This is a genomic window from Novosphingopyxis sp. (assembly GCF_965218915.1).
In the GTDB taxonomy this organism is placed as follows: domain Bacteria; phylum Pseudomonadota; class Alphaproteobacteria; order Sphingomonadales; family Sphingomonadaceae; genus Novosphingopyxis.
This window is the reverse complement of the sequence record NZ_OZ244708.1, coordinates 2,354,148-2,368,527: the sequence shown is the minus strand read 5'-3', so window position 1 is coordinate 2,368,527 and position 14,380 is coordinate 2,354,148. Positions and strand designations below refer to the sequence as shown.

Here is a 14,380-nt window from a genome sequence, read left to right as displayed (position 1 = left end):
CCTCTCGAACATAAAAAGTCCAAAGCGGCATCGAGCCGCCTCGGACTTCCCACCCCCGGCCCCTCCCGCAAGCGGGAGGGGGGAGTAAGACATGCCCCTCGATAAAGACACCTATGGCCAGCTGATCGATACGATCACCCGCTTCGTCACCGAACGCTTGCGCCCGCTGGAGGGGCAGGTGGGCGATGAGGACGAAATTCCGCAGGAGCTGATCGACGAGATGAAGGAACTCGGCCTGTTCGGGCTGACCATCCCGGAGGAATATGGCGGCATCGGGCTGACCATGGCGGAGGAGATCGGCGTCGCCATCGCGCTCGGCCACACCTCGCCGGCCATGCGCTCCGCCTTCGGCACCAATATGGGCATCGGCAGCCAGGGGCTGGTGATGGCCGGGACCGAGGAGCAGAAAAAGAAATGGCTGCCGCGCATCGCCAGCGGCGAGCTTATTACGAGCTTCGCTTTGACCGAGCCCGATGCGGGTTCCGATGCCGGCAGCGTCAAAACCAGCGCGAAACTCGATGAGGTCAAGGGCGTGTATCGGCTCAACGGCTCCAAGCGCTACATCACCAATGCCGACAAGGCGGACCTGTTTACCGTGATGGCGCGCACCGGCGGGGAAGGCGCGCGCGGTGTGTCGAGCTTCCTGGTGCCGCGCGACAGCAAAGGCCTCTCGGTCGGCGCGCATGAAAAGAAGATGGGCCAGCAGGGCGCGCATGTCTGCGACGTCAATTTCGACGATGTCGCGGTGCCGGTGGAAAATCGGCTGGGCGCGGAGGGCGAGGGCTTCAAGGTCGCCATGCGCGTATTGGACCGGGGCCGCCTGCACATCAGCGGCGTCTGCGTCGGCGCGGCCGAGCGGCTGATCGCGGACATGACCCGCTATGCCGGCGAGCGGAAGCAGTTCGGCAAGCCGATCGCCGAATTCCAGATGATCCAGGCGCAGATCGCCGACAGCAAGGCCGAATGCATGGCCGCGCGCGCGCTGGTCGAGCAGACCGCGCGCAAACGCGATGCGGGCGAGAGCATCATGCTCGATTGCGCCGCGGCCAAGCTGATCGCCTCGGAAATGGTGGGCCGCGTCGCCGACCGCGCGGTGCAGGTCCATGGTGGGGCCGGTTACATCGCCGATTACGGGATCGAGCGCTTCTACCGCGACGTGCGGCTGTTTCGCATCTACGAGGGCACGAGCGAAATCCAGCGCGGCATTATCGCAAGGGAAACGCTGAAGGCGGGAGGATGAAATATGCCTCTCCCCCCTTGGGAGAGGCAACGAGCCCCGGATTAAATCCGGGGCGCAGTGGTGAGGGTGACTGCTATTCGCTGACTTCAATCACCCTCGCCCAGCTCCGCTAGACGCTAACGCGCCAAACTTCGCTACCTCTCTCGCAGGGAGAGGGAATCGAGCCTCTTCGTGACGGACGGAAATGAAGCGCGCCTTTTCGCTGTCCTACAGACCCCATGAAACGATAGACTGAAACCCATGACCGCGCTGCCTCCCCTTTCCTCCACCGCGCCTCGCAAGCCGTCTTGCGGGAGGCCGAACAAGGGGGGGATGTATCGCGCCTTTTGCGCACTTCCAAAATATGCGCGCCGATTAATCGAATGAATCGATCAAACGAAATCAGGAGACGAAACCATGGACACCGCAAAACTTTTCAGCCTCGACGGCAAGATCGCATTGGTCACCGGGGGATCGCGCGGGATCGGGCGGATGATCGTCGAGGGCTTTCTCGGCGCGGGTTGCGCCAGGGTCTATATCAGCGCGCGCAAGGCCGATCAGCTCGAAGCCGCCGTGGCCGAACTGGGCGACCGGGTGATCGCCATTCCAGGCGATGTCGGCACCGTGGCCGGCTGCCGGGAGCTGGCCAACGAGATCGCCGACCGCGAGGACAGGCTCGATATCCTGGTCAACAATGCCGGGGCGGCTTGGGGCGCGGATTTCGAGGAGTTTCCCGAGAGCGGCTGGGACAAGGTGATGGACGTCAACGTCAAGGGTCCGTTCTTCCTGACGCAGGCGCTGCACGGGCTGCTGAAGGAAGCCGGATCGACGGACGCCCCGGCCAAGGTCATCAACATCGGCTCGATCGACGGGCGCAAGCTCAACCCATGGGAAACCTACAGCTATCACGCGTCCAAGGCGGCGATCCTGCACCTGACCAAGCGCATGGCGGCGCGGCTGGTGAGCGACGGCATCGCCGTCACCGCGATCGCGCCTGGCGCCTTCCAGTCGGATATGAACAAGGCGGCGCGCGATTTCGGCGACGCGGTGGCCAAGGGAATTCCGGCCAGGCGCATCGGCGAGCCCGAGGACATGGCCGGCGCGGCGGTGTATCTCGCCAGCCGCGCGGGCGATTACGTGATCGGCTCGACGCTTACGGTAGACGGCGGCATCGTCGATGCCGGACTGCCGCACAACAGCATCGATCCCGGTTGAGCGGCGCAAAGCCACGCCGAGGGAACGCGTTCGCCGGTCGCGCCGTTAAGGAATGCACGAAAGGAAATCATCATGCCGGACGAAGATCCCAATATGACCGAAGAGCTGGAAGGCTATGACGACAGTCAGCGCGCCGAAATCCTCGAAAGCGAAGGACGCAATCACACCAGCGGCGCGATCGTCGACGATCTGACACCTGATCGGGGCCAGTCGATCACCGAAGGCAATGCATCCGAGGAAGAACTGCACTCCGTGCCCGATACGCCCGATCGGCGTAACTTGGATGCGCTGACCGAAGATGACAGCCCGGCGGGGGATGAGCTATGAGCGACGGCACCGGCGCCGGCTACGGCAATCACGAGCAAGGCGCGGAGCTGCCCGATGCGCCGCCGGGCCCAGAGGCCGGCAATACTCCCAACAAGCCCGAGGGCCATGAGGGCGGCCAAGCCAATCGGTCCGCGACCTCGCCGAAGGCCTATCCGGACGATGACGGCGGCAAGCCGGATTATGGAAGCCCAGACCGCCAGACGGAGGAATGATATGTTCCGTTGCAGTCTTTGCAAGCTTTCGGTTTCGAACTGCAATTGAAAATATCGCTTCGCGGCGTAATTAAGTTGCATCGCCGGCGACAAGCCGGCCCTCCCTCCGGCGGGGGCTTTCCTCCTTCTCTCCCGACCCCGCCGGAGTGATTCGGAAACGGTCTTTGGGCTTCGAACTCAAGGACCGTTTTCGAGATTTTCAGATCGAAAATTGCCGCAACTAGCGATCATCGCAAAGGGCATCTGGCAGAAAATTGCTTTTGCCGAATCTGTCCACCGTTATGTCGACCGTCTGTGGATAAATCGCGGTGTTTCCGTTGCGACCTTAGGGGATCGATGGCAGGTTCAAATCATCGAGAGGCCACGAGCCGGACGCCGAAGCCGCCGCAAGGCATTGACGCGACAAGGAAACGAACCGCTCGGCCGATAAAGCCGCAGCATCGATCCTCGGATCGGATGGCAGCTTGATCGGGGTCCCACCATCGGGACGCGGACCGGTCTTTCGGGGCAGGATCGCGAACGACGGGACCGGTTGGATGAACGCCTTGCGCGGTTATTCGACCTCACGCCAGACGGACGCGGATGCCGTTTTTCGGAACGGCAAAAGTGAAGATCAGGCGAGTGGGGACCGGCAGCGATGCCGGCCCCCATTTTTCTGTGGTAGCGAGTTTGTAAGACGGGATTCAAAAAAAAGGCGCGCCGCTATGACACGCCCTTCGATTCGTTTATTCAAGTGGGAAGCCGGAATCTATCCGACTGCAAATTCGCTGTTGAGCGTATGCTCTAACGTGATCTCGCAGTTGAGAAGTTTCGAGATCGGGCAGCCCTGCTTGGCGCCCTTGGCGATTTCGGCAAATTTGTCCTCGTCGATATCGGCGATCTGCGCGGTCAGCGTCAGTTCGGATTTGGAAACCTTGAAGCCGTCGCCGTCCTTGTCCAGCGTGACAACCGCCTTCGTGTCGAGCACGCCATCGTCAAAACCCGCATCGGCGAGGGCAAAGGCCAAAGCCATGGTGAAACAACTGGCATGCGCGCCGGCGATCAGTTCTTCCGGATTGGTGCCCTTGGCATCCTCGAACCGGGTGTTGAAGCCATAGGGTTGATCGTCGAGCACGCCGGACTGTACGGACACATGGCCCTTGCCCTTCTTGCCGAGACCTTCGTAGCGGGCGGAGCCCCAATTGGTGATTGCCATGACGGACATATCCTTTTCGAATTGATGGGTTTTACAGTCGACGCCGGATGCAAGCGGGATCAGCCGTAACTGTATAGGGCGATGATCAATGCAAGTGCCGACGGCGGTGCCGTAAGTGCAAGAAAGCGCGTGGTGAGGCGACCAAAGGTCATCAGTTCATCATCCGGACTGCGGGTTCGCAAAATCAACGCTGCGATCGGCTGCCGGTTCCGCATCGCACAATCGCCGGCCATGCTTCACCGCGCAAGTCAGTTCCGTATCGGTCCGGACGCTTCGCTGCCGCTTTCGCCGGCGGATGCCGGTCCGGCATTCCGGCGCGCCGCCGGCTCTCCGGCGATGTCGATGATCCGCTGCTCGGTGTCTCCAATCGGGTCGACCGCCTCGGGCTTGGCCAAACCGGCGGCGGGCGTTGCGACCGCCGCGGGATAGGTCGGTCTTTCGGTGCGGATATAGTCGCCTGGCACCAGATTTTCCGGCCCGTTCGGCTTGGGCGCCGTCGAAACGGGTTTGGCTGCTGGGCGGCGCGCCGGATCGATCATGGCATAATTGCCCTCGGGCAGGCCGGTGGCATCCATGAAATTGCCATCCTGCGAATCATAAGCGATCCGGTGGTCGGGCCGCGCCGCCTGATAGGGCTCGAGCGCGCGGGCGCCGCTGACGGTAGGACTAGCGATTCGTTTCTCGCCCGGGCGATAGGGCGAATAGCGGGTGCCCACGGCGTAATCTTGCTGTCGGTAGACATCGCGTCCCAATGCATAACGCTCGGTCACCGGCGCGCTGTCCTGCGGAGCGCGCGAGATGAACGGGCCGCCGATCAGCCGCGCGCCGAGCAATCCCGCCAGCAACGCGGCAAGGACGAGGCCCGAAAATATGGCAATACGCTTGGCCATGACGGGTGCATCATAAGCACATATTCTTAACGCAGGAAGACCGGAGTGCCCCGACCTCGCAGGATCAGCCGTTGCCGATGTCCTTGACGGTCCCGGCGAACTCCTCGAAATCGCGCGCCTCGGTGAAGTCCTTGTAGACGCTGGCGAAGCGAATATAGGCCACGCTGTCGAGTTGGCGCAGCCCATCCATCACCATCTCGCCGATGCGCTGGGAACCAACCTCATTGTCGCCGCTTGTCTCGAGCTGGCGCTGAATACCGGAGACCAATTGATCGATCCGCTCCTGCCCGACGGCGCGCTTGCGGCAGGCGAGCGCGATCGACTTTTCCAGCTTGAACCGATCGAAGCTCTCGCGCCGGTCCGCGCTCTTGACCACGGTTACCTCGCGCAGTTGGATGCGCTCGAAGGTGGTGAAGCGCGCCGCGCAGCTCTCGCACTGCCGCCGCCGCCGAATCGCCGCACCGTCTTCGCTCGGGCGGCTGTCCTTCACCTGGCTGTTGTCATGGGCGCAATAGGGGCAGCGCATATCGGGCCTTCTGGACTACAGGCTCTGGTAGATCGGGAAGCGGTCGCACAACGCTTCGACGCGCTTCTTCACGTCCGCTTCGACGGCAGGATCGCCCTCTTCACCCTTGTCGCGTAGTCCCTGCAGGACGTCGGCGACCATATCCCCGATTTCCTCGAATTCCGCGATGCCGAAGCCGCGGGTGGTTCCGGCGGGCGAGCCGACGCGAATGCCGCTGGTCTTGGTCGGCGGAAGTGGATCGAACGGGATGCCGTTCTTGTTGCAGGTGATCGACGCGCGCTCCAGCGCTTCGTCGGCGTCCTTGCCGGTCACACCCAGCGGGCGCAGGTCGATGAGCGCGACATGCGTGTCGGTGCCGCCCGCGACCAGGTCCGCGCCGCGATCCTTGAGCCGCTGTGCCAGCGCTTTGGCGTTCTCGATCACCGCGGCGGAATAGCTGCGGAATTCGGGCCGCAGCGCCTCGCCGAACGCCACCGCCTTGGCGGCGATCACGTGCATTAGCGGGCCGCCCTGCAGACCGGGGAACACCGCGCTGTTGAATTTCTTGCCGAGCGCCTCGTCGTTGCACAGGATCATGCCGCCGCGGGGACCCCGCAGCGTCTTGTGCGTGGTGGTGGTGGTCACATGCGCATGGGGTAGCGGGGAGGGGTGCATGTCGGCCGCGACGAGTCCGGCGAAATGCGCCATGTCGACCTGCAGATACGCGCCGACCATGTCGGCGATGGCACGGAAGCGCGCGAAATCGATGTGGCGCGGATAGGCCGAGCCGCCCGCGATGATGAGCTTGGGCTTATGCTCCTTGGCCAGCCGCTCGACTTCGTCATAATCGATCAGATGCGTGTCCTCGCGAACGCCATATTGTACCGCGTCGAACCATTTGCCCGATAGCGACGGCGCCGCGCCATGGGTCAGGTGGCCGCCCGCATCCAGGCTCATGCCCAGGATCGTGTCGCCGGGCTTCGCCAGCGCCAGCAGCACCGCACCGTTCGCCTGCGCGCCCGAATGCGGCTGGACATTGGCATAGGAGCAATCGAACAGCATCTTCGCGCGGTCGATCGCCAGCTTCTCGACCGAATCCGATGGCGCGCAGCCCTGATAATAGCGCTTGCCTGGATAACCCTCGGCATATTTGTTGGTGAACACCGAACCCTGCGCTTCGAGCACCGCTTGGCTGACGATGTTTTCCGATGCGATCAGCTCGATCTGCTTGCGCTCGCGGCGGAGTTCGGCCGAAATCGCCTCGGCCACGGCATGATCGGATTTTACCAGCGGTGCATCGAAAAAGCCGTCGGGGCGGACTTTGCGGTTGATCATGGTGTTCATCGGGCGGTCTCCAGGGCGGGCGGTTGCGAGAGTTTGTCGACACGGCGCTGATGGCGGTCACCAAGAAATTCGGTTTTCAGAAAAGCTTCGATACAAGCCTTGGCCTGTTCGATGCCGATCAGACGCGCGCCCATCGCGATGACGTTCGCATCATTGTGCGAGCGGGCGAGCGTGGCGGACAGGACCTCGGAGACGAGCGCGCTGCGGCAGGCCGGGTTGCGGTTGACCGCGATCGAGATGCCGATGCCCGAACCGCATAGCGCCACGCCGCGCTGCGCTTTGCCGGAGGCCATGACTTGGGCAAGCTTGTAACCATAATCGGGGTAATCGACGCTGCTGTCGTCGTCGGGGCCGAGATCATCGACCTCATGTCCCATCTCGCGCATCATGTCCGCGAGCGCGGTCTTCATGTCGATCGCGGCGTGGTCGGAAGCGATGGCGATGCGCATGGGGACGGGCTCCTTGGGGCTATCGAGTGTCCGGGCGTGTATCCGGGCAAGAATCCGGGGCGCGGCGGACTGATCGCCCGTCTAGCGAGCCGAGCCCGGTGCGCCAACCCGTATGTGGCGCGCCGCCGCCGAGTTCGCTAGGACGGCCCGATGACCAGCATCGTCCTGTCCGCCCTCATGATCATCGGCATCGCGCTCATCGCGGGCGCGGTGTTCCTGTGGCGGCGCGGAGATGATCGCAAGCGCATCCTGCTGATGGTGGTGGCGGCGCTGGTGATGTTCGCCAATGTCGCGATATGGGCGGTGCCGACGGATAGCGGAGAAACGCTGGCGGGACGGGCGAAGAGCGTCCAATAATAGCCGTCATTGCGAGCGAAGCGAAGCAATCCAGAGCGGCGTAGCGCTGCTTCCGCCCTAGATTGCCGCGTCGCCCCGAATAAATTCGGGCCTCCTCGCAATGACGGGTCATTCAAGCGATAGCGAACTCCCTCACTTGATCGGCGAATTCGGGTCCAGCCGCATGTCGAGATAATTGTCGACCGAGGCCATCAGCGCTTCCTGCTCGCCGTCGTAGAGAAAATTCGCGCGCGGGATTTCGTCGTGATGGACGGTAATGTGCTTTTGCGTGCGTAGCTTGTCGACCAGCTTTTGCACCCCGTTCGGCGTAACGATATCGTCTTCCTTGCCCTGAATGATGATACCCGAACTGGGGCAGGGGGCGAGGAAGCTGAAATCATACATGTTCGCGGGCGGGGTGATCGAGATGAAGCCGCGAATCTCCGGACGCCGCATCAGCAGCTGCATGCCGATCCACGCACCGAAGCTGTGGCCCGCGATCCAGGTGGTCTGCGCTTCCTCGTGAAAGCTCTGCACCCAGTCGAGCGCGGAGGCGGCGTCGCTGAGTTCGCCGATCCCATTGTCGAACTCGCCCTGGCTGCGGCCGACGCCGCGAAAGTTGAACCGCAACGTCAGAAAGCCGCGCTGCTTGAACGTCTTGAACAGATTCTGCGTGATCCGCTCGTTCATCGAGCCGCCCGCCTTGGGGTGCGAATGCAGGATCATGGCGATCGGCGCGCGCGGGCGCGGCGCGGGCGCAAGGCGGCCTTCGAGCCGTCCTTCGGGACCGGGAATAATGACTTCGGGCATGGGGGCGATTGTCCGCTATGAGGGGGCGGCGCGTCCGGACGGATGGCGCGTGAATTGACCGGCTATATAGAAATTGCCGCGCAAACTGCAATATTGATGGACGTTCATGACCAATTCCCCGCTCTATCTCGATCATGCCGCGACCACGCCCGTGCTGCCAGCGGTGCGCGCGGCGATGGCCGAGGCGATGGAACATTGGGCCAATCCGAGCTCGCCGCATAGTCCGGGGCGCGCGGCGGGGCGGATGCTCGAGGATGCGCGCGCGCGTATTGCGGCGGCGCTGGGTTGGGACGGGGAGGTCATCCTCACCAGCGGGGCGAGCGAGGCGATCGGTATCGCGCTGCAGCGCGCGTCGATACCGGTCAGCGCGATCGGCGCGACAGAGCATGATGCGGTGCTGCGCGCGGCGCCGGACGCTTTTCGTCTGCCGGTCGAAGCCGACGGGGTGATTGCGTTCGAAGAACTCAGCGAATATTGCGCGCATCATCCGGGCGGCATCGTCGCGGTGCAGCAGGTAAACAATGAAACCGGCGTGATCCAGCCGCTGGACGATATCGCGCGGGTCGTGCGGTTGAACGAAGGCCGGTTGTTCGCCGACTGCTCGCAAAGCGCGGGCAAATTGCCCCTGCCGAGAGCGGCCGATCTTATCGCGATTTCCGCGCATAAATTGGGCGGGCCGCCGGGGATTGGCGCGCTGCTGCTGCGCGATCTCTCGCTGCTGAAGCCGAGCGGCGGGCAGGAGCAGGGCTATCGCGCGGGCACACAGAATTTGCCCGGCGCGGCGGGATTCGCGGTGGCACTGGAACAGGATTTCGGCTGGATGAAGCGAGCCGCCAAGCTGCGCGCGATGCTCGACGAGGGCATCGCGGCGGCGGGCGGAATGGTGGTCGCGCAAGATGCGCCTCGTCTCGCCACTATCGCCAGCTATCGCATGCCGGGCAAAAGCTCGCAGGCGCAGCTGGTGCGCTTCGACATGCAGGGCATCGCGGTATCGGCGGGCAGCGCCTGCTCTTCGGGCACGATCAAGCCGAGCCATGTGCTCACGGCGATGGGCTGGAGTCCGCAAGCGGCGGGTGAGGTGGTGCGCGTGAGCTTCGGGCCGCAGACGAGCGTTGCCGATGTTGAGCGGTTCCTTGAGGCGTGGAAGGTCATCGCCGCATGACCGATCCCATCTATCTCGATTATCAGGCGACCACGCCGATGGCGCCCGAAGCGGCCGCGGCGATGCGCCATTGGATCGATGCGGGCTATTGGAACCCGCACAGCAGCCACAAGGGCGGGCGGGAGGCGGCAGCGGCGGTCGAGGTGGCGCGCGATCAGGTGGCCGCGCTGCTGCCGGAGCACGGCCGGGTAATCTTTACGAGCGGCGCGACCGAGGCGATCAACATGGCGCTGATCGGGGCGATGCGCAGGAGCGGACGCAAGAAGCTCGTCAACATCGCCACCGAACATGCGGCGGTGCGTGACACCGCCTTCTGGCTCGAGCGCGAAGGTTATAAACTGACGCTCCTCCCCGTGGATGGTAAGGGTCTGGTCGATCTCGATGCCGCGCGCGCCGCGATCGATGGCGAGACGGCCATCGTCGCGGCGATGGCGGTGAACAACGAGATCGGCGTGATCCAACCATTGGACGAGCTTGCGGCGATGGCCAGGCAGGCAGGCGCGCTGTTCATGAGCGACGCGGTGCAGGGCTATGGCCGCGTGCCGCTTGCCCGGGACGCCGACATGATCGCGATCAGCGCGCACAAGATCCACGGCCCCAAGGGCATCGGCGCCTTGTGGCTGCGAGATGGCGTAGAAATCGCCCCGCTGATCCATGGCGGCGGGCAGGAGCAGGGCCTGCGTTCCGGCACGCTATCCCCCGCACTTTGCGCGGGCTTCGGCGTGGCGGCCAGACTGGCGGATGAACGCGCCGAACAGGATGCTGCTCATGTCGCGGCGCTATGGGATGAGGCGCGCGATCTGTTTGCCGACTGGACGGTCAACGGTTCGACCGAGCACCGCTATCGCGGGAATCTCAACATCCGCCGAGAGGGGATCGACGTCGCGCGCCTGATGTCGGACGTGCGCGGCGTGCTGTTTTCCGCCGGGTCCGCCTGCGCCAGCGGTTCGGGCAGGCCGAGCCATGTGCTCGCGGCGCTGGGGCTCGGCGATGCCGCGATCAAAAGCTCGATCCGGCTCGGCTTCGGTCGCTACACCACGGGCCAGGAACTGGAGATCGCTGCGGACTTGATCAATCGTGCGACGGAGGCCCAATAGGGGCCATGATCAAAGTCACTTTTCGATCGAGCGACGGCGCAACCGCGAGCGATGTCGAGGGCGCGCCCGGCGACAATCTCCTGCGACTGGGTCAGGCCCATGGCGAGCCGCTGGAAGGCACCTGCGAGGGGCAGATGGCCTGCTCGACCTGTCATGTCATCGTCGATGCGGACTGGTTCGATCGGCTCCCTCCCGCCAGCGAGGAAGAAGAGGATATGCTCGATCTCGCCGCCGGCGCGCGCCGCACTAGCCGCCTCAGCTGCCAGATCGATCTAATTGATGATCTCGACGGGCTGACAGTCAGCATACCGGCGGAGAGCCGGAATATGCAGGGCGTTTAGGTCGATGCGTCTGTTTTTCACGCTTGTCGCGGCGGCGGGGCTGGCCGGTTGCACGGCGGCGCCTTCGTCCCTCGCGCCGACGCCAATCCTCGCGTCCATCGAGACGGAAACTGGCGGCCGCCTGGGCGTGTCGGTGGTCGGTCCGGATGGACAATCCCTGCTCGCCTACCGCGATGATGAACGCTTCGCCACCTGCTCCACATTCAAGACCTTGCTCGCTGCCATGGTGCTGGACAGCGTTCAGCAGGGAGACTTGTCGCTCGATCAGCAGATGCCATTCACCCGCGCCGATCTGGTCAGCTATTCGCCCTATGTTGAAAAATTTTCCGAGGCCGGCGCGGTGAGCGTGGGCGGCGCTGCAGGCGCTGCCGTTATGCTCAGCGATAATAGCGCTGCGAACCTGTTATACGGGCAGGTTGGCGGGCCGGGCACCTTGTTCCAGTGGCTGCGGACGAACGGCGACACTATCACATGGCCTTCGCGGCTGGAGCCGGGCCTGAACGAGAATCGGCCGGGTGATCGGCGTGATACCACCAGTCCCGCCGCCATGGCCCAGACGGTGCGGCGACTGCTGACCGGCGACCGGCTGAACGCGGGGTCGAAGGCGATGCTGGAGGGCTGGCTGCGCGCGAGTGAAACCGGCAAGGTCCGGATTCGCGCGGGACTTCCGGCCAAATGGACCGTGGGCGACAAGACCGGCACCTGCGGCGGCGCTAATCCATCCTATAATGACGTGGCGGTGGTGCGGCCCGGTGCACAGACAGGCCCCTATATCATTTCGGTTTATCTTGACCGACCATCGGTGGAGCCCGCCGCCGCCGACGCGGCTATTGCAAGGGTTGCGGCGCTTGCGGCAGGCCGCATCGAACAGGCGCGCTGATCTTGCATTCATCGCCTGGCTTCGCCATATGTCCGCACGGGAGTCGGGCGGACGTGGCATTCGCCAACCCGGTCAGGTCCTGACGGAAGCAGCCGTAACGATATTCGCTGCGGGTCGTCCGGCTCCTACCCTGTTTTTCGCTGGATTTCGTTCCCCGGCGAAGGCCGGAGCCCAGCATCGACGATTACCTTATGGACTCCGGCTTGAGCCGGGAACATCTCGTTCGACACTGCCCACCTGCCACCCTACACTGCCTCCGATGCCCGATTCCGAGACCCAAGACCTTACGCCGTGCGATCCCGACATGCCTGAGGACGCGCTCGGCCTCGGTCTGTCCGAGCCGAAAGCGCCGCCCGCCGCCGCGCCCGTGCCGGTCGAGCCGGATCCCGCTTACCGCGTGCTGGCGCGCAAATACCGCCCGCAGAGCTTCGACGCGCTGATCGGCCAGGACGCGATGGTGCAGACGCTGGCCAATGCGATCAAGCGCGACCGGCTGGCGCATGCCTTTCTGATGACCGGCGTGCGCGGGGTCGGTAAAACATCGACCGCACGGCTGATCGCCAAGGCGCTGAACTGCATCGGCCCGGACGGCGAGAGCGGCCCGACGATCAGCCCGTGCGGCATATGCGAACCATGCCGCGCGATCGCCGAAGGGCGCCATATCGACGTGATCGAGATGGATGCGGCCAGCCACACCGGCGTCGACGATGTGCGCGAGATCATCGACGCGGTGCGCTATGCCGCGGTCTCGGCGCGCTACAAGATCTACATTATCGACGAAGTCCATATGCTCTCGAAAAACGCGTTCAACGCGCTCTTGAAGACGCTCGAGGAGCCGCCGCTGCACGTTAAATTCCTGTTCGCGACCACCGAGGTGCAAAAGGTGCCGGTTACGGTGCTGTCGCGCTGCCAGCGGTTCGATTTGAAGCGTATCCCGGTCGATCTGCTCGCGCGGCATTTTGCTGAAATCGTCGAGCAGGAAGGCGTCAGCGCCGAGGATGAGGCGGTAACATTGATCGCCCACGCCGCCGAAGGCTCGGTGCGCGACGGCCTGTCGATTCTCGACCAAGCGATTGCCCATGCCGATATGGACGGGGACGGCAGGGTGACGGCCGACCAGTTGCGCGATATGCTGGGTCTTAGCGATCGCGGCGCGATCCGGCGGCTGCTCGGCCTGCTGCTGGGCGGCGATGTTCCGGCCATGCTCGCCGCGTTGAAGGAGCAGCACAGCCTGGGCGTGGAGCCGCTGGCGATCATTTCAGGGCTGCTTTCCGAAGTGCATCTGGTGACCATCGCCAAGGCGGGCGGCCACGCCGATCCGTCGCTTTCGGACGAGGCGCGCACGGCGCTTCGCGAATGGGCGGACAAGCTCTCTTTTTCGATCCTGCACCGGCTGTGGCAGTTGCTGCTGAAGGGCCATGACGAGGTGCGCGGCGCGAGCATGCCGATGCAGGCCTGCGAGATGGCGCTGCTGCGTCTGATGCACGCCGCAACCTTGCCCGATCCGGGCGAATTGGCGCGGATGATCGGGCAGGGCGCCGCAGTGACGACCGATGCGCCTTCCGCATCTGCCGTGCCCGCAGACACAGCCTCGCCGCCTGCGCCACCAAGCGCGCCCGCGCCGCCTGCCGCCGCCGCGCCGGTAATCCCGGCCGAGTTTGCTGACCTCATCGACCTTATCGAGACCGAACGCCCACTGGTCGCCGCGATCATGAGCGATGCGATGCGGCTGGTGCGCTATGCGCCGCCCGCAATGGTTTATCAGCCGGCAGGCCGTCTGCCGGACGGTTTCGAGAATGACGTGCGCGACGTGCTCTACAAGCTGACCGGCGAGCGCTGGACGGTGGAGCAAGGCGAAGGCGATGCCGCGCCGACCGAGCGCGAACGCGAACAAAGCGAGGCCGAGGCGGAGCGCGCTGCTTTATTGGAATCGCCGCTGGTCAAGGCGGCGCTGGAAGCTTTTCCTGACGCACGGATATTGGAACCCAATGCGGGGCAAGGCCCCGATAAACGGAGCGCAAGCGCATGAAAGATATGGAAGAGATGATCAAGGCCGCGCAGGAAGCGGCGCAGAACATCCAGAAGCAGATGGAAGAATCGCAAGGGAAGCTGGAAAATATCGAGGTCGAGGGCGTGGCCGGTGGCGGGCTCGTCAAGATCAAGGCCACCGCCAAGGGCTCGATCCGCTCGGTCACGATCGACGACAGTCTGATGGTGATGAGCGAAAAGCAGATGCTCGAGGATCTGGTCGCCGCGGCGATCAACGATGCGCGCGAAAAAGCCGATGCCGCAGCGAACAAGGAAATGGGCGACATGACGGCGGGCTTGCCGCTGCCACCGGGCTTCAAGCTGCCGTTCTGAGCGCCGGTTGAAGGGTTTGGCCGCGCCCACCATATAT

17 protein-coding genes and 1 other RNA gene are annotated in these 14,380 nt (G+C 64.1%); 12 read left to right on the top strand and 6 right to left on the bottom strand.

Annotated elements, in window-relative coordinates:
- Positions 1 to 91 precede the first annotated feature (91 nt).
- The 4 genes from ACOQPC_RS11090 (at position 92) to ACOQPC_RS11075 (ending at position 2,973) form a co-directional block, all read left to right on the top strand.
- Complete coding sequence (locus tag ACOQPC_RS11090; RefSeq protein ID WP_420605789.1) at positions 92 to 1,240, top strand: acyl-CoA dehydrogenase family protein; 1,149 nt, start codon at positions 92 to 94, stop codon at positions 1,238 to 1,240.
- Positions 1,241 to 1,636: 396 nt separating this feature from the next.
- Positions 1,637 to 2,434 (top strand): SDR family oxidoreductase, encoded by a 798-nt coding sequence (locus ACOQPC_RS11085; protein ID WP_420605788.1) that lies wholly within the window; start codon positions 1,637 to 1,639, stop codon positions 2,432 to 2,434.
- A 72-nt stretch (positions 2,435 to 2,506) separates the two neighbouring features.
- Entirely contained in the window at positions 2,507 to 2,761 is a 255-nt protein-coding gene (locus ACOQPC_RS11080) for a hypothetical protein (RefSeq protein ID WP_420605787.1), read from the top strand.
- On the top strand, positions 2,758 to 2,973 hold the full coding sequence (locus ACOQPC_RS11075; RefSeq protein WP_420605786.1) for a hypothetical protein: 216 nt from the start codon (positions 2,758 to 2,760) through the stop codon (positions 2,971 to 2,973). The genes ACOQPC_RS11080 and ACOQPC_RS11075 overlap by 4 nt, the downstream gene beginning before the upstream one ends.
- Before the next feature lie 748 nt (positions 2,974 to 3,721).
- Here the strand turns inward: ACOQPC_RS11075 and ACOQPC_RS11070 are convergent.
- From ACOQPC_RS11070 to ACOQPC_RS11050, 5 genes are all read right to left on the bottom strand, one after another.
- Positions 3,722 to 4,168: an OsmC family protein gene (locus ACOQPC_RS11070; protein WP_420605785.1), complete on the bottom strand. Its 447-nt coding sequence runs from the start codon at positions 4,166 to 4,168 to the stop codon at positions 3,722 to 3,724.
- Positions 4,169 to 4,416: 248 nt separating this feature from the next.
- Positions 4,417 to 5,058 carry a hypothetical protein gene (locus ACOQPC_RS11065; protein ID WP_420605784.1) on the bottom strand — a complete coding sequence of 214 codons (642 nt, stop codon included), beginning with the start codon at positions 5,056 to 5,058 and terminating at the stop codon, positions 4,417 to 4,419.
- A 64-nt stretch (positions 5,059 to 5,122) separates the two neighbouring features.
- On the bottom strand, positions 5,123 to 5,584 hold the full coding sequence (gene nrdR / locus ACOQPC_RS11060) for a transcriptional regulator NrdR (protein ID WP_420605783.1): 462 nt from the start codon (positions 5,582 to 5,584) through the stop codon (positions 5,123 to 5,125).
- 15 nt (positions 5,585 to 5,599) lie between these two features.
- Positions 5,600 to 6,898, bottom strand: a complete 1,299-nt coding sequence (gene glyA / locus ACOQPC_RS11055) for a serine hydroxymethyltransferase (protein WP_420608127.1) — start codon at positions 6,896 to 6,898, stop codon at positions 5,600 to 5,602.
- 5 nt (positions 6,899 to 6,903) lie between these two features.
- Positions 6,904 to 7,356: an RpiB/LacA/LacB family sugar-phosphate isomerase gene (locus ACOQPC_RS11050; protein ID WP_420605782.1), complete on the bottom strand. Its 453-nt coding sequence runs from the start codon at positions 7,354 to 7,356 to the stop codon at positions 6,904 to 6,906.
- A 150-nt stretch (positions 7,357 to 7,506) separates the two neighbouring features.
- Between ACOQPC_RS11050 and ACOQPC_RS11045 the strand changes: the two genes are divergently transcribed.
- On the top strand, positions 7,507 to 7,713 hold the full coding sequence (locus tag ACOQPC_RS11045) for a hypothetical protein (RefSeq protein ID WP_420605781.1): 207 nt from the start codon (positions 7,507 to 7,509) through the stop codon (positions 7,711 to 7,713).
- A 132-nt stretch (positions 7,714 to 7,845) separates the two neighbouring features.
- Here the strand turns inward: ACOQPC_RS11045 and ACOQPC_RS11040 are convergent, their stop codons facing one another.
- Positions 7,846 to 8,502 (bottom strand): alpha/beta hydrolase, encoded by a 657-nt coding sequence (locus tag ACOQPC_RS11040; RefSeq protein WP_420605780.1) that lies wholly within the window; start codon positions 8,500 to 8,502, stop codon positions 7,846 to 7,848.
- Between the two features lie 106 nt (positions 8,503 to 8,608).
- Here ACOQPC_RS11040 and ACOQPC_RS11035 point away from each other — a divergent pair, with 106 nt between their 5' ends.
- The 7 genes from ACOQPC_RS11035 (at position 8,609) to ACOQPC_RS11005 (ending at position 14,343) form a co-directional block, all read left to right on the top strand.
- Positions 8,609 to 9,664, top strand: coding sequence for a cysteine desulfurase family protein (locus ACOQPC_RS11035; protein ID WP_420605779.1), 1,056 nt, complete (start codon positions 8,609 to 8,611; stop codon positions 9,662 to 9,664).
- On the top strand, positions 9,661 to 10,761 hold the full coding sequence (locus ACOQPC_RS11030) for a cysteine desulfurase family protein (RefSeq protein WP_420605778.1): 1,101 nt from the start codon (positions 9,661 to 9,663) through the stop codon (positions 10,759 to 10,761). The genes ACOQPC_RS11035 and ACOQPC_RS11030 overlap by 4 nt, the downstream gene beginning before the upstream one ends.
- A 5-nt stretch (positions 10,762 to 10,766) precedes the next feature.
- The gene (locus tag ACOQPC_RS11025) at positions 10,767 to 11,102 is read left to right on the top strand and encodes a 2Fe-2S iron-sulfur cluster-binding protein (RefSeq protein WP_420605777.1); all 336 of its coding nucleotides are present in this window, start codon (positions 10,767 to 10,769) and stop codon (positions 11,100 to 11,102) included.
- 4 nt (positions 11,103 to 11,106) lie between these two features.
- The gene (gene bla / locus ACOQPC_RS11020; protein ID WP_420605776.1) at positions 11,107 to 11,982 is read left to right on the top strand and encodes a class A beta-lactamase; all 876 of its coding nucleotides are present in this window, start codon (positions 11,107 to 11,109) and stop codon (positions 11,980 to 11,982) included.
- A gap of 36 nt (positions 11,983 to 12,018) precedes the next feature.
- Positions 12,019 to 12,114: signal recognition particle sRNA small type (gene ffs, locus ACOQPC_RS11015), an RNA gene on the top strand.
- Between the two features lie 235 nt (positions 12,115 to 12,349).
- Positions 12,350 to 14,011 carry a DNA polymerase III subunit gamma/tau gene (locus tag ACOQPC_RS11010; RefSeq protein ID WP_420608126.1) on the top strand — a complete coding sequence of 554 codons (1,662 nt, stop codon included), beginning with the start codon at positions 12,350 to 12,352 and terminating at the stop codon, positions 14,009 to 14,011.
- Positions 14,008 to 14,343 carry a YbaB/EbfC family nucleoid-associated protein gene (locus ACOQPC_RS11005; RefSeq protein WP_420605775.1) on the top strand — a complete coding sequence of 112 codons (336 nt, stop codon included), beginning with the start codon at positions 14,008 to 14,010 and terminating at the stop codon, positions 14,341 to 14,343. The genes ACOQPC_RS11010 and ACOQPC_RS11005 overlap by 4 nt, the downstream gene beginning before the upstream one ends.
- The last annotated feature ends 37 nt before the right edge of the window (positions 14,344 to 14,380 follow it).

Coding starts and splice junctions, on each gene's coding strand:
- ACOQPC_RS11090 (WP_420605789.1), top strand. CDS start 92: ATGCCCCTCGATAAAGACACCTATGGCCAGCTGATCGATACGATCACC.
- ACOQPC_RS11085 (WP_420605788.1), top strand. CDS start 1,637: ATGGACACCGCAAAACTTTTCAGCCTCGACGGCAAGATCGCATTGGTC.
- ACOQPC_RS11080 (WP_420605787.1), top strand. CDS start 2,507: ATGCCGGACGAAGATCCCAATATGACCGAAGAGCTGGAAGGCTATGAC.
- ACOQPC_RS11075 (WP_420605786.1), top strand. CDS start 2,758: ATGAGCGACGGCACCGGCGCCGGCTACGGCAATCACGAGCAAGGCGCG.
- ACOQPC_RS11070 (WP_420605785.1), bottom strand. CDS start 4,168: ATGGCAATCACCAATTGGGGCTCCGCCCGCTACGAAGGTCTCGGCAAG.
- ACOQPC_RS11065 (WP_420605784.1), bottom strand. CDS start 5,058: ATGGCCAAGCGTATTGCCATATTTTCGGGCCTCGTCCTTGCCGCGTTG.
- nrdR (WP_420605783.1), bottom strand. CDS start 5,584: ATGCGCTGCCCCTATTGCGCCCATGACAACAGCCAGGTGAAGGACAGC.
- glyA (WP_420608127.1), bottom strand. CDS start 6,898: ATGATCAACCGCAAAGTCCGCCCCGACGGCTTTTTCGATGCACCGCTG.
- ACOQPC_RS11050 (WP_420605782.1), bottom strand. CDS start 7,356: ATGCGCATCGCCATCGCTTCCGACCACGCCGCGATCGACATGAAGACC.
- ACOQPC_RS11045 (WP_420605781.1), top strand. CDS start 7,507: ATGACCAGCATCGTCCTGTCCGCCCTCATGATCATCGGCATCGCGCTC.
- ACOQPC_RS11040 (WP_420605780.1), bottom strand. CDS start 8,502: ATGCCCGAAGTCATTATTCCCGGTCCCGAAGGACGGCTCGAAGGCCGC.
- ACOQPC_RS11035 (WP_420605779.1), top strand. CDS start 8,609: ATGACCAATTCCCCGCTCTATCTCGATCATGCCGCGACCACGCCCGTG.
- ACOQPC_RS11030 (WP_420605778.1), top strand. CDS start 9,661: ATGACCGATCCCATCTATCTCGATTATCAGGCGACCACGCCGATGGCG.
- ACOQPC_RS11025 (WP_420605777.1), top strand. CDS start 10,767: ATGATCAAAGTCACTTTTCGATCGAGCGACGGCGCAACCGCGAGCGAT.
- bla (WP_420605776.1), top strand. CDS start 11,107: ATGCGTCTGTTTTTCACGCTTGTCGCGGCGGCGGGGCTGGCCGGTTGC.
- ACOQPC_RS11005 (WP_420605775.1), top strand. CDS start 14,008: ATGAAAGATATGGAAGAGATGATCAAGGCCGCGCAGGAAGCGGCGCAG.